The sequence below is a fragment of the Escherichia sp. KTE172 genome, assembly GCF_000408845.1.
In the GTDB taxonomy this organism is placed as follows: domain Bacteria; phylum Pseudomonadota; class Gammaproteobacteria; order Enterobacterales; family Enterobacteriaceae; genus Escherichia; species Escherichia coli.
In genome coordinates, this window is the sequence record NZ_KE137316.1 from 2,584,553 (window position 1) to 2,608,429 (window position 23,877).

The 23,877-nt window shown below is 52.8% G+C and carries 18 protein-coding genes; 10 read left to right on the forward strand and 8 right to left on the reverse strand.

From position 1 onward, the window contains the following. Positions 1–271 precede the first annotated feature (271 nt). The 4 genes from feoA to rpnA all read left to right on the forward strand — a co-directional run bounded on the left by feoA (position 272) and on the right by rpnA (position 4,168). Positions 272–499, forward strand: a complete 228-nt coding sequence (gene feoA, locus G434_RS11450) for a ferrous iron transporter A (RefSeq protein ID WP_001200455.1) — start codon at positions 272–274, stop codon at positions 497–499. A gap of 16 nt (positions 500–515) precedes the next feature. Further along, positions 516–2,837, forward strand: coding sequence for a Fe(2+) transporter permease subunit FeoB (feoB, locus tag G434_RS11445; protein WP_000737015.1), 2,322 nt, complete (start codon positions 516–518; stop codon positions 2,835–2,837). Beyond that, entirely contained in the window at positions 2,837–3,073 is a 237-nt protein-coding gene (gene feoC, locus G434_RS11440; RefSeq protein WP_001306319.1) for a [Fe-S]-dependent transcriptional repressor FeoC, read from the forward strand. The genes feoB and feoC overlap by 1 nt, the downstream gene beginning before the upstream one ends. 201 nt (positions 3,074–3,274) lie before the next feature. Further along, positions 3,275–4,168, forward strand: a complete 894-nt coding sequence (gene rpnA / locus G434_RS11435) for a recombination-promoting nuclease RpnA (RefSeq protein ID WP_000039101.1) — start codon at positions 3,275–3,277, stop codon at positions 4,166–4,168. A gap of 219 nt (positions 4,169–4,387) precedes the next feature. Here rpnA and bioH read toward each other — a convergent pair whose 3' ends face one another. Then, complete coding sequence (gene bioH / locus G434_RS11430) at positions 4,388–5,158, reverse strand: pimeloyl-ACP methyl ester esterase BioH (RefSeq protein WP_001060080.1); 771 nt, start codon at positions 5,156–5,158, stop codon at positions 4,388–4,390. Between the two features lie 37 nt (positions 5,159–5,195). Between bioH and gntX the strand changes: the two genes are divergently transcribed. The 3 genes from gntX to gntT all read left to right on the forward strand — a co-directional run bounded on the left by gntX (position 5,196) and on the right by gntT (position 8,190). Further along, the gene (gene gntX, locus G434_RS11425) at positions 5,196–5,879 is read left to right on the forward strand and encodes a DNA utilization protein GntX (protein WP_001306320.1); all 684 of its coding nucleotides are present in this window, start codon (positions 5,196–5,198) and stop codon (positions 5,877–5,879) included. 58 nt (positions 5,880–5,937) lie between these two features. Then, on the forward strand, positions 5,938–6,513 hold the full coding sequence (nfuA, locus tag G434_RS11420) for a Fe-S biogenesis protein NfuA (protein WP_000619389.1): 576 nt from the start codon (positions 5,938–5,940) through the stop codon (positions 6,511–6,513). A 360-nt stretch (positions 6,514–6,873) separates the two neighbouring features. Further along, on the forward strand, positions 6,874–8,190 hold the full coding sequence (gntT, locus tag G434_RS11415) for a gluconate transporter (RefSeq protein ID WP_001131758.1): 1,317 nt from the start codon (positions 6,874–6,876) through the stop codon (positions 8,188–8,190). Between the two features lie 47 nt (positions 8,191–8,237). On the opposite strand, the gene malQ is transcribed toward gntT, so the two are convergent. After that, complete coding sequence (malQ, locus tag G434_RS11410; RefSeq protein WP_000444359.1) at positions 8,238–10,319, reverse strand: 4-alpha-glucanotransferase; 2,082 nt, start codon at positions 10,317–10,319, stop codon at positions 8,238–8,240. A 9-nt stretch (positions 10,320–10,328) separates the two neighbouring features. Next, a complete protein-coding gene (gene malP / locus G434_RS11405; protein WP_000081886.1) occupies positions 10,329–12,722 on the reverse strand; it encodes a maltodextrin phosphorylase in 2,394 nt (797 codons plus the stop codon). Positions 12,723–13,344: 622 nt separating this feature from the next. Here malP and malT point away from each other — a divergent pair. Continuing rightward, positions 13,345–16,050, forward strand: a complete 2,706-nt coding sequence (malT, locus tag G434_RS11400; RefSeq protein ID WP_000906970.1) for an HTH-type transcriptional regulator MalT — start codon at positions 13,345–13,347, stop codon at positions 16,048–16,050. 42 nt (positions 16,051–16,092) lie between these two features. On the opposite strand, the gene rtcA is transcribed toward malT, so the two are convergent. Next, entirely contained in the window at positions 16,093–17,109 is a 1,017-nt protein-coding gene (rtcA, locus tag G434_RS11395; RefSeq protein ID WP_001306323.1) for an RNA 3'-terminal phosphate cyclase, read from the reverse strand. A gap of 3 nt (positions 17,110–17,112) precedes the next feature. After that, complete coding sequence (gene rtcB, locus G434_RS11390; RefSeq protein WP_001105467.1) at positions 17,113–18,339, reverse strand: RNA-splicing ligase RtcB; 1,227 nt, start codon at positions 18,337–18,339, stop codon at positions 17,113–17,115. Positions 18,340–18,527: 188 nt separating this feature from the next. Here rtcB and rtcR point away from each other — a divergent pair, with 188 nt between their 5' ends. Beyond that, the gene (gene rtcR / locus G434_RS11385) at positions 18,528–20,126 is read left to right on the forward strand and encodes a DNA-binding transcriptional regulator RtcR (protein WP_001232919.1); all 1,599 of its coding nucleotides are present in this window, start codon (positions 18,528–18,530) and stop codon (positions 20,124–20,126) included. Here the strand turns inward: rtcR and G434_RS11380 are convergent. The 3 genes from G434_RS11380 to glpE are packed head-to-tail and all read right to left on the reverse strand — an operon-like array spanning position 20,108 to position 22,084. Further along, on the reverse strand, positions 20,108–20,866 hold the full coding sequence (locus G434_RS11380; RefSeq protein WP_000815099.1) for a DeoR/GlpR family transcriptional regulator: 759 nt from the start codon (positions 20,864–20,866) through the stop codon (positions 20,108–20,110). The two genes, rtcR and G434_RS11380, sit on opposite strands and share 19 nt — an antisense overlap. A gap of 16 nt (positions 20,867–20,882) precedes the next feature. Further along, entirely contained in the window at positions 20,883–21,713 is an 831-nt protein-coding gene (glpG, locus tag G434_RS11375; protein ID WP_000928723.1) for a rhomboid family intramembrane serine protease GlpG, read from the reverse strand. A gap of 44 nt (positions 21,714–21,757) precedes the next feature. Then, positions 21,758–22,084 carry a thiosulfate sulfurtransferase GlpE gene (glpE, locus tag G434_RS11370; RefSeq protein ID WP_000371928.1) on the reverse strand — a complete coding sequence of 109 codons (327 nt, stop codon included), beginning with the start codon at positions 22,082–22,084 and terminating at the stop codon, positions 21,758–21,760. 189 nt (positions 22,085–22,273) lie between these two features. Between glpE and glpD the strand changes: the two genes are divergently transcribed. Next, on the forward strand, positions 22,274–23,779 hold the full coding sequence (glpD, locus tag G434_RS11365; protein ID WP_000448129.1) for a glycerol-3-phosphate dehydrogenase: 1,506 nt from the start codon (positions 22,274–22,276) through the stop codon (positions 23,777–23,779). Positions 23,780–23,877: the final 98 nt, after the last annotated feature.

Genomic DNA, 23,877 nt, shown 5'->3' on the forward strand with positions numbered 1-23,877 from the left:
ACCTTAATTAAACATTAACCAGTCCTGGTAATTCGCTATTCGAATTATATTTTCGCTGCGATATAACCTTGAGCCACATCAACATTGAGTCAGATTATTATTCAAACCAACATTCGCACACATTTTAAGTATTGCTGATAGAAACCATTCTCATTATCATTGTGTTGTTGATTATTTAATCTCTCCTTTGTTGGCAAATCATCTGGTCTCATGTCGCTGTCAAACGCCCCATGAGGTAGTTATCCAGTTAATGAGAAACAAGTAGGCACCTATGCAATACACTCCAGATACTGCGTGGAAAATCACTGGCTTTTCCCGTGAAATCAGCCCGGCATATCGCCAAAAACTGCTTTCTCTTGGCATGTTACCTGGCTCCTCTTTTAATGTGGTGCGCGTCGCTCCACTCGGCGACCCCATTCATATCGAAACCCGTCGTGTGAGCCTGGTATTACGCAAAAAAGATCTGGCCTTATTAGAAGTGGAAGCGGTTTCCTGTTAATACGGTGATAACAACAATGAAAAAATTAACCATTGGCTTAATTGGTAATCCAAATTCTGGCAAGACAACCTTATTTAACCAGCTCACTGGCGCACGTCAGCGTGTAGGTAACTGGGCTGGCGTTACCGTCGAACGTAAAGAAGGGCAATTCTCCACCACCGATCATCAGGTCACGCTGGTGGACCTGCCCGGCACCTATTCTCTGACCACCATCTCATCGCAGACCTCGCTCGATGAGCAAATCGCCTGTCACTACATCTTGAGTGGCGACGCCGACCTGCTGATTAACGTGGTGGATGCGTCTAACCTTGAGCGTAACCTGTACCTGACGCTACAACTGCTGGAACTCGGCATTCCCTGCATCGTGGCGCTGAACATGCTCGACATTGCCGAGAAGCAAAATATTCGCATTGAAATTGATGCTCTGTCGGCGCGTCTTGGCTGCCCGGTAATCCCGCTGGTTTCAACCCGTGGTCGCGGTATTGAAGCGCTCAAGCTGGCAATTGATCGCTATAAAGCTAACGAGAATGTGGAACTGGTGCATTACGCACAGCCGCTGCTCAACGAAGCAGATTCACTGGCAAAAGTGATGCCTTCCGACATCCCGCTGAAACAACGTCGCTGGCTGGGCCTGCAAATGCTGGAAGGCGATATCTACAGCCGCGCCTACGCCGGTGAAGCGTCGCAGCATCTTGATGCCGCCCTCGCCCGTCTGCGTAATGAGATGGACGATCCGGCGCTGCACATTGCCGATGCGCGTTACCAGTGCATTGCTGCCATCTGTGATGTGGTAAGCAACACCCTGACGGCAGAACCCAGCCGTTTCACCACTGCGGTAGATAAAATCGTGCTCAACCGTTTCCTCGGTCTGCCGATTTTCCTCTTTGTGATGTACCTGATGTTCCTGCTGGCTATCAACATCGGCGGGGCGTTACAGCCGCTGTTTGACGTCGGCTCCGTGGCGCTATTTGTGCATGGTATTCAGTGGATTGGCTACACGCTCCACTTCCCGGACTGGCTGACTATCTTCCTCGCCCAGGGCCTGGGTGGCGGTATTAACACCGTGCTGCCACTGGTGCCGCAGATCGGCATGATGTACCTGTTCCTCTCCTTCCTCGAGGACTCCGGCTATATGGCGCGTGCGGCGTTTGTGATGGACCGTCTGATGCAGGCGCTGGGCTTGCCGGGGAAATCCTTTGTACCGCTAATCGTGGGTTTCGGTTGTAACGTACCGTCGGTAATGGGCGCACGTACGCTTGATGCACCGCGTGAACGTCTGATGACCATCATGATGGCACCGTTTATGTCCTGCGGCGCGCGTCTGGCTATCTTCGCAGTATTCGCGGCTGCTTTCTTCGGGCAGAACGGTGCGCTGGCGGTCTTCTCGCTGTATATGCTCGGTATTGTGATGGCGGTGCTGACTGGCCTGATGCTCAAGTACACCATCATGCGCGGTGAAGCGACGCCGTTTGTCATGGAGCTGCCGGTCTACCATGTACCACACGTTAAAAGCCTGATTATCCAGACCTGGCAGCGTCTGAAAGGCTTCGTTCTGCGTGCTGGTAAAGTGATTATCATCGTCAGCATTTTCCTGAGTGCTTTCAACAGCTTCTCTCTGAGCGGGAAAATCGTCGATAACATCAACGACTCGGCGCTGGCTTCCGTCAGCCGGGTGATCACCCCAGTCTTCAAGCCGATTGGCGTGCATGAAGATAACTGGCAGGCAACGGTTGGTCTGTTTACAGGCGCAATGGCGAAAGAAGTGGTGGTGGGTACGCTCAACACCCTCTACACCGCAGAAAATATTCAGGACGAAGAGTTCAATCCGGCGGAATTTAACCTCGGTGAAGAGCTTTTCAGCGCGGTAGATGAAACCTGGCAGAGCCTGAAAGACACCTTCAGCCTTAGCGTACTGATGAACCCGATTGAAGCGAGCAAAGGCGACGGCGAAATGGGTACCGGGGCGATGGGTGTGATGGATCAGAAATTCGGTAGCGCAGCTGCCGCATACAGCTACCTGATTTTCGTCCTGCTGTACGTACCGTGCATCTCGGTGATGGGTGCTATCGCCCGTGAATCAAGCCGTGGCTGGATGGGCTTCTCCATCTTGTGGGGGCTAAATATCGCTTACTCGCTGGCAACATTGTTCTATCAAGTCGCCAGCTACAGCCAGCATCCAACTTACAGCCTGGTGTGCATTCTGGCGGTTATCCTGTTTAACATCGTGGTTATCGGTCTGCTGCGCCGCGCGCGTAGCCGGGTGAATATCGAACTGCTGGCAACGCGCAAATCGGTAAGCAGTTGCTGCGCAGCCAGCACCACCGGTGATTGCCATTAATGGCTTCACTTATTCAGGTACGTGATTTGCTGGCGTTACGGGGCCGTATGGAAGCGGCCCAGATAAGCCAGGCATTGAATACGCCGCAGCCAATGATTAACGCCATGCTGCAACAGCTGGAAAGCATGGGCAAAGCCGTGCGGATTCAGGAAGAACCTGACGGCTGCCTCTCTGGCAGTTGTAAAAGCTGCCCGGAAGGCAAAGCCTGCCTGCGCGAGTGGTGGGCGCTGCGTTAACCTTACTCCATCGCCTGTTTTGAAAAGCCCGGTATGCGTTTGCATCCGGGCTTTTTGCGTGCGGCTTTCCATAAAAATGCAACCCTTGCAACGCGACGTAAATTCCTCTGAAAGCGTCTCGCAGGGATGAAAACTCGCTAATGCACAGGTGTGGAGTGGCGCGTAGAGTCGCGGCATTCAAACAACAGGTGAAGGAACGCCATGAGCAAAAAGCAGAGTTCCACCCCACACGATGCGCTGTTCAAACTCTTTTTACGCCAACCGGAGACGGCGCGCGATTTTCTTGCGTTCCATTTACCGGCACCTATTCACGCGCTCTGTGATATGAAAACCCTCAAGCTGGAGTCGAGTAGCTTTATTGATGACGATCTGCGTGAAAGCTATTCCGACGTGCTGTGGTCGGTGAAAACGGAACAAGGACCAGGATACATCTATTGTCTGATTGAACATCAAAGCACCTCAAACAAACTGATCGCATTTCGCATGATGCGCTACGCCATTGCCGCAATGCAAAATCACCTGGATGCCGGATACAAAACATTGCCGATGGTGGTGCCGTTGTTGTTTTACCACGGTATTGAAAGCCCCTATCCCTATTCGCTGTGTTGGCTTGATTGTTTCGCCGATCCCAACCTGGCAAGGCAGCTTTATGCCTCTGCATTTCCGCTGATTGATGTCACCGTCATGCCTGATGATGAAATCATGCAGCACCGACGTATGGCGCTGCTGGAGTTAATTCAAAAACATATTCGTCAACGCGACCTGATGGGGCTGGTAGAGCAAATGGCCTGCTTATTAAGTAGTGGATACGCTAATGACAGACAAATCAAAGGGCTGTTTAATTACATACTGCAAACTGGCGATGCGGTACGTTTTAACGATTTTATCGACGGTGTGACCGAACGTTCACCGAAACACAAGGAGAGTTTAATGACTATTGCGGAAAGATTGCGGCAGGAAGGGTTTCAGAAAGGTATACGTACCAACGCCCTAAATATTGCCAAAACCATGCTGGATGCCGGAGTCTCTCTTGAGGACGTTCTGCGATTTACCAGCCTGACGGTTGAAGACCTTGCTGAAATAAATCATCAATAACGTAAAGGATGGTTTTAATGACAGATGCAGAAAGAGAATATCTTATTAGTTACCTGATTGGTTATTTATTGGATCGACGCCTGGAAGCCCTGGATATCGCCAAAAGAATGCTGTAATCCGGAGTCCCTCTTGCAGACATCATGCGTTTTACCGGGGTGTCAGAAGAAGAGTTGGCTGCGGCGAGTCAGTAAAGTTCTGTCTCGCCATTTCAAAAGCCACCTACACCCTCTGCTTCAACGCCACCAGCATGCGACAAAACTCGGCCGGATGCGAAATAAACGGCGCATGGGCCGCTTTGGCGAAGATGTATGATTCGCTGTGAGGCCAAAGTTTATCCAGCATCGGCACCACTTTGCGCGGCACCAGACCATCGAGATAGCCATACAATCGCAAAAACGGCATGGACACGTTTTGCAGCGGCTGACGGAGATCGACCGTTTTCAGGATTTCCAGCCCGCCATTAAGCACGTCAACCTCCGGCATCGGTAACGCCAGAACGGTTTTCTTCAACGCCCGCGCATCCTGGCGCGCCGTTTCAGTACCCATGGTTTGTAACGCAAGGAACCGTTCCACTGTACGCTGAAAATCATCACTGAGTTGCTGCTGAAATCCCGCCAGCACGTCCGGTTTTATCCCCGGCCACTCGTCACGAGCACTAAAACAAGGCGACGACGCCACGGTGACCAGTGCCTGAACACGCTCGGGATGGGTTAACGCAATCTGGCTTGCCACCAGCCCACCCAGACTCCAGCCTAACCAAATGGCTTTATCAGGTGCCTGTCGCAGCACGGCTTCGGCCATATCAGCAAGCGACAGCGCACCAAATCCCCGGCTGCGCCCGAAACCGGGCAGATCAACAAGGTGCAGCGTAAAATGCGAGCTAAGTTCCTCGTCAATGCAACGCCACACTTCGGCATTCAGTCCCCATCCGTGCAACAGCACAAGATGAACATTCCCCTGACCTTTGGTCTGCCACCAGATGTTATTCATCCGCTATTGTTCTCTTTTGACTTACAAGGATGAACATATGCTAACAGTACCGGGATTATGCTGGCTATGCCGAATGCCGCTGGCGTTAGGTCATTGGGGGATTTGTTCGGTCTGTTCACGCGCCGCCCGTACAGATAAAACGTTATGCCCACAATGTGGATTACCCGCCACACACTCACATCTTCCCTGCGGTCGCTGCCTGCAAAAACCGCCGCCCTGGCAAAGACTGGTCACTGTTGCCGACTATGCGCCGCCATTAAGTCCGCTTATCCACCAGCTTAAGTTTTCCCGGCGCAGCGAAATCGCCAGCGCCCTGGCACGTCTGTTACTATTGGAAGTCTTACACGCCCGTCGCACCACCGGCTTGCAACTGCCTGATCGCATCATCAGCGTTCCGTTATGGCAGCGGCGTCACTGGCGTCGGGGATTTAATCAGAGCGATTTGCTGTGTCAGCCGTTATCACGCTGGTTGCACTGCCAATGGGATAGCGAAGCCGTCACACGAACACGGGCCACCGCTATCCAGCATTTTCTCAGTGCCCGGCTGCGCAAGCGCAACCTGAAAAATGCCTTTCGCCTTGAATTGCCTGTGCAAGGTCGCCATATGGTGATTGTGGATGATGTCGTCACCACCGGAAGTACCGTCGCAGAGATTGCGCAGTTGCTTTTACGCAATGGTGCGGCGACTGTCCAGGTCTGGTGCCTTTGTCGAACCTTGTAGAGCCTCGATGATGGGCGTATTATAACCAACTAAAATAGTCAACTATTAGGCCATTACTATGATCCGTATTTCCGATGCTGCACAAGCGCACTTTGCCAAACTGCTGGCAAATCAGGAAGAAGGGACACAAATCCGCGTATTTGTGATTAACCCTGGCACGCCTAACGCTGAATGTGGCGTTTCTTATTGTCCGCCGGACGCTGTAGAAGCCACCGACACTGCCCTGAAATTTGACCTGCTGACCGCGTATGTTGATGAGTTAAGCGCTCCTTACCTGGAAGATGCAGAGATCGATTTTGTTACCGACCAGTTGGGTTCTCAGCTAACACTGAAAGCGCCTAACGCCAAAATGCGTAAAGTCGCAGACGATGCACCGCTGATGGAGCGCGTTGAGTATATGCTGCAGTCGCAGATCAACCCGCAACTGGCTGGTCACGGTGGTCGCGTTTCGCTGATGGAAATCACCGAAGACGGTTACGCTATTCTGCAATTTGGCGGCGGCTGTAACGGTTGTTCCATGGTCGATGTGACGCTGAAAGAAGGGATCGAGAAGCAGTTGCTGAACGAATTCCCGGAGCTGAAAGGTGTGCGCGATCTCACCGAACACCAGCGCGGCGAGCACTCCTACTACTAAGTTATCCCCTCTTTTGTAGATTGCCCGATGCGACGCTAAAGCGTCATTTCGGGCCTACGTTGAACATGAGCCAGACGTTGGCGCAGCATTGCTTTGGCAAATCCCTCCCTTCGTTTCCCCGCGATAATATGACCAACCTCTCATAATTTAAATTTACCCCGCTCTGGTGATTCTCAAACGCCGGATGTTACCCGTATCATTCACGTGGGTACCAAACATACTCCTGACATCTGACTACAATAATTAGTTTTAGTGGGTATCAGTCGTGGTGCCGCAATATCTCTGTTCCCGATTGGGATAATTAGAGTTTGTCGTCAGAAAATTGACGTTACCCATAACAAATGAAAGGCCAGGTAAATCATGCCATTAGTCATTGTTGCTATCGGTGTAATCTTGTTGTTGCTCCTGATGATCCGTTTCAAAATGAACGGCTTCATCGCTCTCGTCCTCGTGGCGCTTGCTGTTGGATTAATGCAAGGAATGCCGCTGGATAAAGTTATTGGCTCCATCAAAGCCGGTGTCGGCGGAACGCTCGGTAGCCTTGCCCTGATCATGGGTTTTGGCGCAATGCTGGGCAAAATGCTGGCAGACTGCGGTGGCGCACAACGTATCGCCACCACGCTGATTGCTAAATTTGGTAAAAAACACATCCAGTGGGCGGTGGTACTGACTGGTTTTACCGTTGGTTTTGCCCTGTTCTATGAAGTGGGCTTTGTGCTGATGCTGCCGCTGGTGTTTACCATCGCGGCTTCCGCGAATATTCCACTGCTGTATGTTGGTGTACCAATGGCGGCTGCACTGTCTGTGACCCACGGCTTCCTGCCACCGCATCCGGGTCCGACTGCGATTGCCACCATTTTCAATGCCGATATGGGTAAAACCCTGCTGTACGGTACTATTCTGGCAATCCCGACCGTGATTCTCGCCGGTCCGGTTTACGCTCGCGTGCTGAAAGGTATCGATAAGCCGATCCCGGAAGGTCTGTACAGCGCGAAAACCTTCAGCGAAGAAGAGATGCCGAGCTTTGGCGTCAGCGTCTGGACCTCTCTGGTGCCGGTAGTGCTGATGGCGATGCGTGCGATTGCCGAAATGATCCTGCCGAAAGGTCACGCTTTCCTGCCGGTAGCGGAGTTCCTCGGTGACCCAGTAATGGCTACGCTGATTGCCGTACTGATTGCGATGTTCACCTTTGGTCTGAACCGTGGTCGTTCAATGGATCAGATTAACGACACGCTGGTTTCTTCCATCAAAATCATTGCGATGATGCTGTTGATTATCGGTGGTGGCGGTGCGTTCAAGCAGGTGCTGGTAGACAGCGGCGTGGACAAATACATTGCTTCCATGATGCACGAAACCAACATTTCTCCGCTGCTGATGGCCTGGTCGATTGCTGCCGTACTGCGTATCGCGCTGGGTTCCGCAACCGTTGCGGCAATCACTGCGGGTGGTATCGCGGCACCGCTGATTGCAACGACGGGTGTTAGCCCGGAGCTGATGGTTATTGCGGTGGGTTCCGGTAGTGTGATTTTCTCTCACGTGAACGATCCGGGCTTCTGGCTGTTCAAAGAGTACTTTAACCTGACTATCGGCGAGACCATCAAATCCTGGTCGATGCTGGAAACCATTATCTCGGTGTGCGGTCTAGTAGGCTGTCTGCTGCTGAATATGGTGATTTGATAACACTGACTGCCGGATGCATCGCATCCGGCATCAACCGCACCCTACTACTTCTTCGCTGCCGCTCTGCGCCGTCTGTCCAAATCCTTCAGCAACTTGTTCACGCCATCATCGGCAAACATCGCCTCAAGCGTTGCGGAGAGCTTGCGCCGCCAGTTTTTATACTGGTAACTGGTGCCGGGAATATTCACCGGTTCAGCCATATCCAGCCAGTCTTCCGGCTGTAGTCCTAACAGGGCGCTGTTGCTATCGGCGATGTAGCGCTGTAAGCCACGATTCAGCGTCGGCGTCATCGACATCAACGATGCCTTATGCCCGGCACGTTTTGGCAGACAACCATATTTATGCAGAGCATCCAGTAGTCCTTGCTTCGCCAGTTCGCGATCCTGATACAGACCGCGCAGTATCACTTCATCCGGATACAACCCCAGCGTTTTGCCCAGCGTTAGATCCCCGCTCTCCCAGTAGCCGCGTAGCGTAGGCAGGTCGTGTGTCGCCGCAACCGCCATCGACTGCTCTGGGTACGCTTTCGGTGAGCGGAATGTCTTCTCGTGGTCGTTTTCGAAATAGAGCACTTTGTAGGAGTACACACCGCTGCTGCGCAGCTTACCGACAATCTCTACCGGTACGGTACCGAGATCTTCACCAATCACCATACAGCGATGACGCTTACTTTCGAGTGCCAGAATCGAGAGCAGATCATCCACCGGATAGTGAACATATGCCCCCTGATCTGCCGTCTCGCCATACGGTATCCACCACAAACGCAGCATCGACATCACATGGTCAATTCGTAATGCGCCGCAGTTTTGCATATTGGCACGCAACAGCTCGATAAACGGTTCATAGGCACGCGCGGTGATAATATGCGGGTCCATTGGCGGCAATCCCCAGTTCTGCCCCAACGGGCCGAGGATATCCGGCGGCGCGCCAACCGACGCTTTCAGGCAATACAACTCCCGGTCGCACCAGGTTTCTGCTCCACCCTCTGCTACACCAACGGCCAGGTCACGATACAAGCCAATCGGCATTTCATAGCCCTGGCTTATCTCCCAGCAGGCGGCAAACTGGCTGTAAGCCAGCCACTGCAACCAGAGATAAAAATCAACGTCATCGCGATGTTCTTCGCAGAACTGGCGCACTTCTGGTGAATCCACGTTCTGATACATCTCTGGCCATGCAGGCCAGCCCCAGCGCATTTCGTCCTCTTTCACTTGCTGGGCATGTAGTGCGTCAAACGCCGCCTGCCAGAACAGGCTGTCGCCTTGCTCTGCAACAAACTGGCGAAACGCGGCCATCTGTTCATCATCACGTTGCGCGAAACCTTTCCACGCCATTCGTAATGCTGTCATTTTTAGGGCGGTAACCGTGGAGTAATCGACCCAGTCGGCATCCCGCGCCTGTTGCAGCGTCTGTTGCGTGGTCGGCAACTTCCACCAGGCCTGAGCCTCTTCGCTAAGATGGAAATCTTCAACGGCGTTAACGTCGATATAAATCACATTCAGCCAACGGCGAGAAGACGGGCTATACGGGCTGGCACTTTCCGGATTTGCCGGATAGAGCGCATGAATCGGGTTCAGACCGATGAACGACCCGCCACGTTTTACCACATCCACCAGCATCGCTTTGAGATCGCCAAAATCCCCAATACCCCAGTTTTTTTCCGATCGCAGCGTATAAAGCTGAACGCAGGCACCCCACAGCTTTTGTTTGTTCAGCAACGCCTGCGGTTCGTAACAGCGTTTCGGGGCGACAATCACCCGGCAATGCGCGCGCTGGTCGTCCTGGGTGAGTGTCAGCGTGTGATAACCTTCCGGCAGCTTCGTCGGTAGATTGAACGCTTTGCCCCCCGTTACATGGCCTTTGTACTGCGTTCCTTCTTCGGTGGTCAGCAGCCAGCTATATTCGCCGCTGCCCTCCACCACCATCGGCATTTTTTTGCCGCTGGTATAAACCATGACATTCGGGACTGGCGTTACCGCCACTTTCGTGGCGGTACGTTGATGCATCGCGTCAAGCAAACGCCGTTTGGTTTCGGCGCTAATCGACTGCGGTTTACCGTGGGCATTGATGTAATTGGGGCTAATCCCCGCCGCCAGCGCGGCATTATCCAGACGTTTGCTTTCCATCGAGCTTCCTTAGCGTTTTGCCTGCCAGATACGAGCCTGATAATCGCGAATAGAGCGATCCGAGCTAAACATACCGCAGCGGGCGGTATTGAGGATCGCCGCGCGAGTCCAGGCCTCCTGGTCGCGGTACAGCACATCCACCTGCTTTTGTGCCTCTACATAGGCTGCGAAATCCGCCATCACCAGATACGGATCGCCGCCCTGTTTGCCGATACTGTGCAGCATCTGGTCGAAGGCATGCTTATCGCCGTCGCTGTATTTGCCGCTTTCCAGCTCTTTCAATACTGCGTCCAGCACCTTATCTTTCTTCCGCCATTTCACCGGGTCGTAGCCTTTGGCCAGAATTGCCTTCACTTGTTCCACGGTATGACCAAAAATAAAGATATTTTCTTCACCAACTTTCTCGGCGATTTCAACGTTCGCACCATCCAGCGTACCGACAGTAAGCGCACCATTGAGCGCCAGTTTCATATTGCCGGTACCGGAAGCTTCTTTACCTGCCGTCGAAATTTGTTCGGAGATATCCGCCGCCGGGATCAGTTTTTCCGCCGCCGAAACGCAATAATCCGGCAGGAACACCACCTTCAACTTGTCGCCAACCAGCGGATCGTTGTTGATCACGTCAGCCACTTTGTTGATCGCAAAGATAATATTCTTCGCCAGGTAGTAGCCCGGTGCCGCTTTCGCGCCGAAGAGGAAGACGCGCGGTACGCGATCAGCCTGCGGGTTTTCACGAATTTCTTTGTACAACGCCAGAATATGCAGCAGATTCAGGTGCTGGCGTTTGTACTCATGCAGACGTTTGATCTGAATATCGAAAATCGCCTGTGGATTGATCTCAATACCGGTACGAACTTTCACAAACTCTGCCAGACGGACTTTATTCGCCTGCTTGATCTCGCGATATTGCTGACGGAATTTCGCATCATCAGCGAATTTTTCCAGATTGATCAGTTGATCGAGATCGTTAGCCCACTCTTTTTTCAGTGATTTATCCAACAGAGCCGCCAGTGCCGGGTTGCACTGTTTGATCCAGCGACGTGGGGTAATACCGTTGGTGACGTTATGGAATTTGTTCGGCCATAGCTGGTGATATTCCGGGAACAGATCTTTCACCACCAGATCCGAGTGCAGGGCCGCAACACCGTTTACCGCGAAACCGCCAACCACACACAGGTTCGCCATATGCACTTGTTTGTCGTGTACCACCGCCAGTTTGGCCCATACTTTTTCATCGCCCGGCCAGGTTTTTTCCACCAGCGTTTTAAAGCGTGTATTAATTTCGTTAATAATCTGCATGTGGCGCGGCAGTAAGCCTTTCACCAGTTTCACATCCCAGCGTTCCAGCGCTTCTGGCATCAAGGTATGGTTGGTGTAAGCGAAAGTTTTACTGGTGATGGCCCAGGCATCATCCCAGCTCATCTGGTGCTCATCGATCAGCACGCGCAGCAGTTCTGGAATCGCGATAGTTGGGTGGGTATCGTTCAGCTGAATAACTTCGTACTCCGCCAGCTCGTGTAGTTTACGCCCCGCCAGATGATGGCGACGCAAAATATCCGCTACCGAGCAGGCACACTGGAAGTATTGCTGCATCAGGCGCAGCTTTTTACCGGCAGTATGGTTGTCGTTTGGATAGAGAACTTTGGTCAGTTTTTCCGCGTTGATGCCCTGCTGTTCGGCACGCAGGAAATCACCATCGTTAAATTTAGTCAGATCAAACGGATGCGCATGCGTCGCCTGCCACAGACGCAGTGGCTGCGCCACGCCATTACGATAGCCGACAACGGGGAGATCCCACGCTTGACCAGTAATGGTAAATTCCGGCTCCCAGCGTCCGTCTTTCGTCACTTTACCGCCAATTCCAACCTGCACATCCAGTGCTTCATTGTGGCGGAACCACGGATAGTTACCACGATGCCAGTCATCCGGCGCTTCAACCTGTTTGCCATCGACAAATGACTGGCGGAACAAGCCATATTGATAATTAAGGCCGTAACCAGTAGCTGACTGCCCGACGGTCGCCATTGAGTCGAGGAAGCATGCCGCCAGACGTCCCAGACCACCGTTACCCAGCGCCGGGTCGATCTCTTCTTCCAGCAAGTCAGTCAGGTTGATGTCATAAGCCTTCAACGAATCCTGTACATCCTGATACCAGCCGAGATTCAACAGGTTGTTGCCCGTCAGGCGACCAATCAAAAACTCCATTGAGATGTAGTTAACATGTCGCTGATTCGCCACCGGTTTGGCAAATGGCTGAGCACGCAGCATTTCGGCCAGTGCTTCGCTCACTGCCAGCCACCACTGACGAGGGGTCATTTCAGCCGCAGAATTTAAGCCATAACGCTGCCACTGACGTGAAAGCGCTTCCTGAAATTGCTTATCGTTAAAAATAGGTTGTGACATAGGAGTTCCACTTTTCTTAGATTTTCAACACAACGTTATCGCTAGTTTGCCAGGCTCGATGTTGACCTTCCTCATCCTGCGGGGGATTAGGCAGGGAGGAGTTGCGGGGATGAGCAAGGAAATGTGATCTCGACCACTTAAAGCTAGTGCAAACCACAGGATTAGCAGCAAATCAATGCCATACAGCGCAGAAAATCTGTATCTAAGTGCAAAAAATGGCCGTTGCGTATTTTCAAAAAGCGGAAGGTAACTCTATAAATTAAGTAAAGGAGTGAAACAGTTTCATAAGTAAAATATCAAGTGTGCTCCATCTCATTCTTAATAGATTTATTAAGATCATCTTTTTAGATGGCACTTTCATCAGGGATAAAGAAAAAACCCTTGCTTAAATGAAACTGATGAACATAAGGGAAATACCGTACAACCCAGCATTCACGCTGTATCAGCGTCGTTTTAGGTGAGTCATTAATAAAGATTTGGAATTGTGACAGAGTGCAAATTCAGACACATAAAAAAACGTCATCGCTTGCATTAGAAAGGTTTCTGGCCGACCTTATAACCATTAATTACGAAGCGCAAAAAAAATAATATTTCCTCATTTTCCACAGTGAAGTGATTAACTATGCTGATTCCGTCAAAATTAAGTCGTCCGGTTCGACTCGACCATACCGTGGTTCGTGAGCGCCTGCTGGCTAAACTTTCCGGCGCGAACAACTTCCGGCTGGCGCTAATCACAAGTCCTGCGGGCTACGGAAAGACCACGCTCATTTCCCAGTGGGCGGCAGGCAAAAACGATATCGGCTGGTACTCGCTGGATGAAGGTGATAACCAGCAAGAGCGTTTCGCCAGCTATCTCATTGCCGCCGTGCAGCAGGCAACCAACGGTCACTGTGCGATATGTGAGACGATGGCGCAAAAACGGCAATATGCCAGTCTGACGTCACTCTTCGCCCAGCTTTTCATTGAGCTGGCGGAATGGCATAGCCCACTTTATCTGGTCATCGATGACTATCATCTGATCACTAATCCAGTGATCCACGAGTCAATGCGCTTCTTTATTCGCCATCAACCAGAAAATCTCACCCTGGTGGTGTTGTCACGCAACCTTCCGCAACTGGGCATTGCCAATCTGCGTGTTCGTGATCAACTGCTGGAAATTGGCAGTCAGCAACTGGCATTTACCCATCAGGAAGCGAAGCAGTTTTTTGATTGCCGTCTGTCATCGCCGATTGAAGCCGCAGAAAGCAGTCGGATTTGTGATGACGTTTCCGGTTGGGCGACGGCACTGCAGCTAATCGCCCTCTCCGCCCGGCAGAATACCCACTCAGCCCATAAGTCGGCACGCCGCCTGGCGGGAATCAATGCCAGCCATCTTTCGGATTATCTGGTCGATGAGGTTTTGGATAACGTCGATCTCGCAACGCGCCATTTTCTGTTGAAAAGCGCCATTTTGCGCTCAATGAACGATGCACTCATCACCCGTGTGACCGGCGAAGAAAACGGGCAAATGCGCCTCGAAGAGATTGAGCGTCAGGGGCTGTTTTTACAGCGGATGGATGATACCGGCGAGTGGTTCTGCTATCACCCGCTGTTTGGTAACTTCCTGCGCCAGCGCTGCCAGTGGGAACTGGCGGCGGAGCTGCCGGAAATCCACCGTGCCGCCGCAGAAAGCTGGATGGCCCAGGGATTTCCCAGCGAAGCGATTCATCATGCGTTGGCGGCAGGCGATGCGCTGATGCTGCGCGATATTCTGCTTAATCACGCCTGGAGTCTGTTCAACCATAGCGAACTGTCGCTGCTGGAAGAGTCGCTTAAGGCCCTGCCGTGGGACAGTTTGCTGGAAAATCCGCAGTTAGTGTTATTGCAGGCGTGGCTGATGCAAAGCCAACATCGCTACGGCGAAGTTAACACCCTGCTAGCCCGTGCTGAACATGAAATCAAGGACATCAGAGAAGGCACCATGCACGCAGAATTTAACGCTCTGCGCGCCCAGGTAGCGATTAACGATGGTAATCCGGATGAAGCGGAACGGCTGGCAAAACTGGCACTGGAAGAACTGCCTCCGGGCTGGTTCTATAGCCGCATTGTAGCAACCTCAGTGCTGGGTGAAGTATTGCACTGCAAAGGCGAATTGACCCGCTCACTGGCGTTAATGCAGCAAACCGAACAGATGGCGCGCCAGCACGATGTCTGGCACTACGCCTTATGGAGTTTAATCCAGCAAAGTGAAATTCTGTTTGCCCAAGGGTTCCTGCAAACCGCGTGGGAAACGCAGGAAAAAGCGTTCCAGCTGATCAACGAGCAGCATCTGGAACAGCTGCCAATGCATGAGTTTCTGGTGCGCATTCGTGCGCAGCTGTTATGGGCCTGGGCGCGGCTGGATGAAGCCGAAGCGTCGGCGCGTAGCGGGATTGAAGTCTTGTCGTCTTATCAGCCACAGCAACAGCTTCAGTGCCTGGCAATGTTGATTCAATGCTCGCTGGCCCGTGGTGATTTAGATAACGCCCGTAGCCAGCTGAACCGTCTGGAAAACCTGCTGGGAAATGGCAAATATCACAGCGACTGGATCTCTAACGCCAACAAAGTCCGGGTGATTTACTGGCAAATGACCGGCGATAAAGCCGCCGCTGCCAACTGGTTGCGTCATACGGCTAAACCAGAGTTTGCGAACAACCACTTCCTGCAAGGTCAATGGCGCAACATTGCCCGTGCACAAATCTTGCTGGGCGAGTTTGAACCGGCAGAAATTGTTCTCGAAGAACTCAATGAAAACGCCCGCAGTCTGCGGTTGATGAGCGATCTCAACCGTAACCTGTTGCTGCTTAATCAACTGTACTGGCAGGCCGGACGTAAAAGTGACGCCCAGCGTGTGTTGCTGGACGCATTAAAACTGGCGAATCGCACCGGATTTATCAGTCATTTTGTCATCGAAGGCGAAGCGATGGCGCAACAACTGCGCCAGCTGATTCAACTCAATACGCTGCCGGAACTGGAACAGCATCGTGCGCAGCGTATTCTGCGAGAAATCAATCAACATCATCGGCATAAATTCGCCCATTTCGATGAGAATTTCGTTGAACGTCTGCTAAATCATCCGGAAGTGCCAGAACTGATCCGCACCAGCCCGCTGACCCAACGTGAATGGCAGGTCCTGGGGCTGATTTACTCCGGTTACAGCAACGAACAAATTGCAGGCGAACTGGAAGTGGCGGCAACCACCATCAAGACGCATATCCGCAATCTGTACCAAAAACTCGGCGTCGCCCACCGTCAGGCTGCCGTGCAGCACGCGCAAAAACTGCTGAAGATGATGGGATATGGAGTGTGAGTTTAGCCGGATAATACGTCGGATCCGGCTTACATCTTTATATCATTCAATGCTCACCCGCGTTACGCCATCCGCCTCCACCAGACTAAACCGCACTGGCAAGAAACGCTCCACCACCGCAATATTGGTCAGCAGATGGCATGAGGGATGGGCGACCGTAAATTCTCCCGCGCCCGCCAGCGCCATCGGCAGTACCAGCTGGTCGGCGAGATATTCCCCCACCGCCGCCGGGCTTGCCAGGTAGCGTTTCACCTCTTTCACCAACTGTGCCGCGACCACTTCGGCACTGATGCGCTTTTCACCGACGACAAAAAAGCGTTCGGTGATATTTTCACTTTCGACTTCAAGCGAGACGGTATTACCCGGCCCCTGGTCACGCGGCAGGTTATGAATATTCTGCTCATGCAGGGAAAAACTACCCGCCAGCGTAGCGATTTCACGCTCAGCAACATGCCTCGGCACGCCAGCTAATAGCACCTCTCCACGCATCTGCACAATGTTCCCGCGCTCGCCAAGTTGCAAGGTGTTAAACAATGCCACGGGCGAGACTTCCGTTGCCACCACCCCGCCTCCAGCAGGATAAAAACCGTGGCGTAATAATGTGGTTTGCTGATGAATGCCCATTTTCGCCAGCAGCGGCTCCAGCACCCGGCGGATAAAATCCGCAGGCGGTGCCGACGGGTTATCGGTGCCGCCGCTCACTTCAACACGCGAAGGCCCATCAGCAAACCACAGCGCGGGTAGCACCGTTTGCAGCACCAGCGTGCTGCTTCCGGCGCTTCCGATAGCAAAGCGGTAATCGCCGCCGCGCACGGTGCCGGGCCGGAAGATCAGACGCTGCGCCCTCAGCTCCGCGCCTTCCACCGTTGCTCGGCAAATTTCCGTCGCCGCCTTAACCGCGGTCAGATGCTGGCGCAACAGCCCCGGTTTCGCCCGCCCGGCACGAATGTCAGTGATGGTAAATGGCTGGCCAGTTATCATCGACAGGCTCAGCGCCGAGCGCAGGATCTGCCCGCCGCCTTCGCCCTGTGCGCCATCCAGCGCAATCATCCTTTTCATCATTTATCCTTTTACGCACACCACCTGACGCAGGGTATAGATAACTTCCACCAGATCGCTTTGTGCCGCCATCACCGCATCAATATCTTTATACGCCATCGGGATTTCGTCGATCACTTCGGCATCTTTACGGCATTCCACATGCGCGGTGGCACGAATTTGATCTTCCACGCTGAACATTTTTTTCGCTTTAGTACGGCTCATAACCCGCCCGGCACCGTGGCTGCACGAACAGAACGACTCTTCATTTCCCAGCCCACGGACGATAAAGCTCTTCGCCCCCATCGAACCGGGAATAATTCCATATTGACCAGCACGCGCAGACACCGCGCCTTTACGCGTCACGTAGATCTCTTCACCAAAGTGCTGTTCTTTTTGCACATAGTTGTGGTGACAGTTGATCTCTTCCATCGCCAGCGTTTGTGGCTGTCTGACCGTTTTCTGCGTAATGCTCTGCAACGCCGTTACCACGTTTTCCATCATCGCATCGCGGTTAAGGCTGGCAAAAAGCTGCGCCCAGGCCACGGCTTTCAGGTAATCATCAAAGTATTCCGTACCTTCCATAAAGTACGCCAGATCACGCGACGGCAATGTTTCAAGCGTTTCCTGCATCTCTTTTTGCGCCAGATCGATAAAGTAAGTTCCGATGGCATTACCGATTCCGCGTGAACCGGAGTGCAGCATAATCCACACCTGATCCGACTCATCAAGGCAGATTTCAATAAAGTGGTTACCCGTTCCCAGCGTTCCCAGGTGTTTATAGTTGTTAGTGTTAAGGAAACGGGGATATTTTTGCGTTAACCACTGATAACCGGCTTCAAGCTCAGCCCATTTCGCATCGACGTTAACAGGCGGGTTTTCCCATGCGCCTTTATCACGTTTACAACGCCCGGTAGTACGCCCGTGCGGCACGGCAGTTTCAATTGCCTGACGCAGCTCCGCCAGGTTTTCCGGCAGGTCTGCCGCCGTTAACGCGGTACGCAGCGCGTTCATTCCACAACCGATATCCACGCCCACCGCCGCCGGAATAATCGCCCCTTTGGTTGGGATCACGCTACCAATGGTGGAACCTTTACCCAGGTGTACATCAGGCATTACCGCAATATGTTTGAAAATAAACGGCATCTTCGCCGTATTAATAAGTTGCTGACGCGCATCGGCCTCTACCGGCACGCCTTTGGTCCACATTTTTACCGGGGCATTTTCAGTGGTCAGTAATTCGTAATTCATTTTGTTTTTCTCTTTTCGTTGTTTGCTGTCCTGATAATTGCAACCGTCGTGCCAGAAAATTAAATAAGCAGCTTAATTTTTTAATTTATTGTTTTTAATAGATTAAATCTTTACGTCCGTAAACGGAGATTTCCCGCAAAGCCAATTTACCGATAATGAAATATCGTCTTTTATAAGGATATCTAGAGATGCGTAAAACAGTGGCTTTTGGTTTTGTCGGAACGGTGCTGGATTATGCCGGGCGCGGCAGTCAGCGCTGGTCGAAATGGCGTCCGACGCTTTGTTTATGCCAGCAAGAATCGTTGGTCATCGATCGACTGGAATTATTGCATGACGCCCGCTCGCGCTCGCTATTTGAAACGCTTAAACGCGATATCGCCAGCGTTTCGCCAGAAACAGAAGTGGTGGGCGTTGAGATAGAACTGCATAACCCGTGGGATTTCGAAGAGGTCTACGCCTGCCTGCATGATTTCGCCCGTGGTTACGCGTTCCAGCCAGAAAAAGAAGACTATTTAATTCACATCACCACCGGTACCCACGTCGCGCAGATTTGCTGGTTTCTGCTGGCAGAAGCGCGTTATCTACCCGCCCGGTTGATACAATCTTCACCACCGCGCAAAAAAGAACAACCGCGCGGCGCAGGTGAAGTGACGATTATCGATCTCGATTTAAGCCGTTATAACGCCATCGCCAGCCGCTTTGCCGAGGAACGCCAGCAAACCCTCGATTTCCTCAAATCCGGCATTGCCACGCGTAACCCCCACTTCAACCGCATGATTGAGCAGATCGAAAAAGTGGCGATTAAATCCCGCGCACCGATCCTGCTCAACGGCCCGACCGGGGCGGGTAAGTCATTTCTGGCGCGACGCATCTTTGAATTGAAACAGGCGCGGCATCAGTTTAGCGGCGCGTTTGTGGAAGTGAACTGCGCCACCCTGCGTGGCGATACCGCCATGTCGACGCTGTTTGGTCATGTGAAAGGCGCGTTTACCGGGGCGCGGGAGTCGCGGGAAGGATTATTACGCAGCGCCAACGGCGGGATGTTATTTCTTGATGAGATTGGCGAACTGGGCGCAGACGAACAGGCGATGTTGCTGAAAGCCATTGAAGAGAAAACCTTTTACCCATTTGGCAGCGATCGCCAGGTGAGCAGTGATTTTCAGCTGATCGCCGGAACGGTGCGCGATTTGCGCCAGCTGGTTGCCGAAGGCAAATTTCGCGAAGACCTGTACGCACGCATTAATCTCTGGACCTTCACCCTGCCGGGGCTGCGCCAGCGCCAGGAAGATATCGAACCGAACCTGGATTATGAAGTGGAGCGCCACGCCGCGCTTACTGGCGACAGCGTGCGTTTTAACACCGAAGCACGGCGCGCCTGGCTGGCTTTTGCGACATCTCCCCAGGCAACATGGCGCGGTAACTTTCGAGAACTTTCTGCCAGCGTCACGCGGATGGCAACCTTTGCCGATAGCGGGCGCATTACTCTGGAAACCGTAGAAGATGAGATAAACCGTCTGCGCTATAACTGGCAGGAGAGTCGCCCCTCCGCGCTTCCGGCGTTGCTGGGCGCTGAGGCAGAAAACATCGACCTCTTTGATCGACTGCAACTGGAACACGTAATAGCCATCTGCCGCCAGGCAAAGTCACTTTCTGCTGCCGGACGCCAGCTTTTTGACGTTTCGCGCCAGGGCAAAGCCAGCGTCAATGACGCGGATCGGCTACGCAAATACCTGGCGCGTTTTGGTCTGACGTGGGAAGCCGTGCAGGATCAGCACAGCTCCAGTTGAATATGATGGTCCGTCAGCACCTGCATCACGCTTACTGGCGGCGGGGCGTCGGTGTAGACGGCATCTACCATGCTGATACTGCCCATATTGACCATCGCGTTACGGCCAAATTTCGAGTGATCGACAACCAGCATAACGTGGCGCGAGTTCTCAATAATGGCGCGTTTGGTGCGAACTTCGTGGTAATCGAACTCCAGCAGCGAGCCGTCGCTATCGATGCCACTAATCCCCAGAATGCCGAAATCAAGGCGGAACTGGGAGATAAAATCGAGCGTCGCTTCGCCTATGATCCCACCATCGCGGCTACGTAATTCGCCACCGGCGAGAATAATGCGAAAATCTTCTTTTACCATCAACGTGTTAGCGACGTTGAGATTGTTGGTGACAATGCGCAAATTGCTGTGATTAAGCAGCGCGTGCGCCACCGCTTCCGGGGTGGTGCCGATATCGATAAACAGCGTCGAGCCGTTGGGGATTTGCTCCGCCACTTTGCGGGCAATACGCTCTTTTTCTTCGGTCTGGGTGGCTTTGCGATCGTGCCACGGCGTGTTAACCGAACTGGAAGGTAGCGCCGCGCCGCCATGATGGCGCAGGATCAGGTTTTGCTCCGCCAGCTCATTGAGGTCGCGACGAATAGTCTGCGGGCTGACGGAGAAGTGCTCCACCAGTTCCTCGGTACTGACATAACCCTGCTGTTTAACCAGTTCGATAATACCGTTGTGACGTTGTGTTTGTTTCATTTATAAATCCCTGGAATTATTTTCGTTTTCGCGCATTGAGCGAATCAACAAAAGCCATCGCTAAACCCACGGCTAACCCGGCGATGTGTGCTCCGTTCGCCATCGACATCCCAAACAAATCAAACCATCCGGCGACAATCCAGATCAGCGCAAAGATAATTAACCCACGTTGCAGGTAAATGCCACTTTGCGGATCGCGTTCGCCACGTAGCCAGACGTAGCCCATCAGCGCATACACCACGCCAGAAAGCCCGCCAAACCACGGCCCGCTGAATTTTTGCTGCACATAGCCGCTTAACAGGGCGCTAATGAGAGTAATGACAATTAGCTTACCGCTACCGAGGCGTTTTTCCACCGCACCGCCGAGATACCACCACCAGAGCAGGTTAAAGAGGATATGCATCAGCGAGAAGTGCATTAACGCGTGGGTGAAGTAACGCCAGAACTCAAATTTCAGTGTCGGATCGAATGGCCAGGCCAGCCATAACATCACTTCCTGATCGCCGAGAATTTGCATGGCAATAAACACCACCACGCAGGCGATCATCATCACCCAGGTTACCGGGCCTGCGCGTTCACGCAAGGCAGCAAAGAAAGGATAACGGCGATAATGCAGGCCACTGCCGGTATGGCCCGCCTGCCAGCTGGCCGCCAGATAACGCGGATCTGCCGGGTTTTCGAGAAAACGCGCCAGCTCCGCCCGCACGCGCTCGGCCTGGGACTCATCCGCCAGCCAGACATCGCTTTGGTTATGTTGTTGAATCGTGAGGATAACACCCTGCGTCGCCATGTAATCAACAAACGCCTGCGCCACGCGGGGGTTAGCAAAAGAGGTAATCATCAACATCGTTGCTGTCGCTTATTCCACACAAAAGGGGACAGTATAAAGCGTTACGCGCCGTACGCCACCTCTGCGGGAAACTGACGCTGCCAGGCTTCAAAGCCGCCGTCAATGCTATAGACCACATCGTAGCCCTGTTGCAGCAGATACTGCGCCGCACCTTTGCTGCTATTGCCGTGGTAACACATCACCATCACCGGTGTGTCAAAGTCGTTATCACGCATAAACGCGCCCAGTGTGTCGTTGGTTAAATGGAAAGCCTGCACCGCATGCCCCATTGCGAAACTCTGTGGATCGCGAATATCGACCAGCACCGCCTCTTTTTCCTGCAACTTCTGGTGCGCGTCGGCAACGTTAATACATTCGAACTGATCCATGCGTCTCTCTTTCTTTACAAACAAGTGGGCAAATTTACCGCACAGTTTACGTCGAAGCGGCAGATAAACGCCATAATGTTATACATATCACTCTAAAATGTTTTTTCAATGTTACCTAAAGCGCGATTCTTTGCTAATATGTTCGATAACGAACATTTATGAGCTTTAACGAAAGTGAATGAGGGCAGCATGGAAACCAAAGATCTGATTGTGATAGGTGGCGGCATCAATGGTGCTGGTATCGCGGCAGACGCCGCTGGACGCGGTTTATCCGTGCTGATGCTGGAGGCGCAGGATCTCGCTTGCGCGACCTCCTCCGCCAGTTCAAAACTCATTCACGGTGGCCTACGCTACCTTGAGCACTATGAATTCCGCCTGGTCAGCGAGGCGCTGGCTGAACGTGAAGTGCTGCTGAAAATGGCCCCGCATATCGCCTTCCCGATGCGTTTTCGCCTGCCGCATCGTCCGCATCTGCGCCCGGCGTGGATGATTCGCATTGGTCTGTTTATGTACGATCATCTGGGTAAACGCACCAGCCTGCCGGGATCAACCGGTTTGCGTTTTGGCGCAAATTCAGTGTTAAAACCGGAAATTAAGCGCGGATTCGAATATTCCGACTGTTGGGTAGACGACGCCCGTCTGGTACTCGCCAACGCCCAGATGGTGGTGCGTAAAGGCGGAGAAGTGCTTACTCGTACTCGTGCTACTTCTGCTCGCCGCGAAAACGGCCTGTGGATTGTGGAAGCGGAAGATATCGATACCGGCAAAAAATATAGCTGGCAAGCGCGCGGCCTGGTTAACGCCACCGGCCCGTGGGTAAAGCAGTTCTTCGACGACGGGATGCATCTGCCTTCGCCTTATGGCATTCGCCTGATCAAAGGCAGCCATATTGTGGTGCCACGCGTGCATACCCAGAAGCAAGCCTACATTCTGCAAAACGAAGATAAACGTATTGTGTTCGTGATCCCGTGGATGGACGAGTTTTCCATCATCGGCACCACCGATGTGGAATACAAAGGCGATCCGAAAGCGGTGAAGATTGAAGAGAGTGAAATCAATTACCTGCTGAAAGTGTATAACGTGCACTTTAAAAAACAGCTTAGCCGTGACGATATCGTCTGGACCTATTCCGGTGTGCGTCCGCTGTGTGATGATGAGTCCGACTCGCCGCAGGCTATTACCCGTGATTACACTCTTGATATCCATGATGAAAACGGCAAAGCACCGCTGCTGTCGGTATTCGGCGGTAAGCTGACCACCTACCGCAAACTGGCTGAGCACGCTCTGGAAAAACTGACGCCGTATTATCAGGGTATTGGCCCGGCGTGGACGAAAGAGAGCGTGCTGCCGGGAGGTGCCATTGAAGGCGACCGCGACGATTACGCCGCTCGCCTGCGCCGCCGTTACCCGTTCCTGACTGAATCGCTGGCACGTCACTACGCGCGCACTTACGGCAGCAACAGCGAACTGCTGCTCGGCAATGCGGGAGCGATAAGCGACCTCGGGGAAGATTTCGGTCATGAGTTCTACGAAGCGGAACTGAAATATCTGGTCGACCACGAATGGGTCCGCCGCGCCGACGATGCCCTGTGGCGTCGCACAAAACAAGGCATGTGGCTGAATGCGGATCAACAATCTCGTGTGAGTCAGTGGCTGGTGGAGTATACGCAGCAGAAGTTGTCGCTGGCGTCGTAAATTAACGTAAGGTGGCCAGGTCAGATTTCAATCTGACCTGAGACTGATGATAAACAAAAAAACTGCCTGATGCGCTACGCTTATCAGGCCTACGTGGT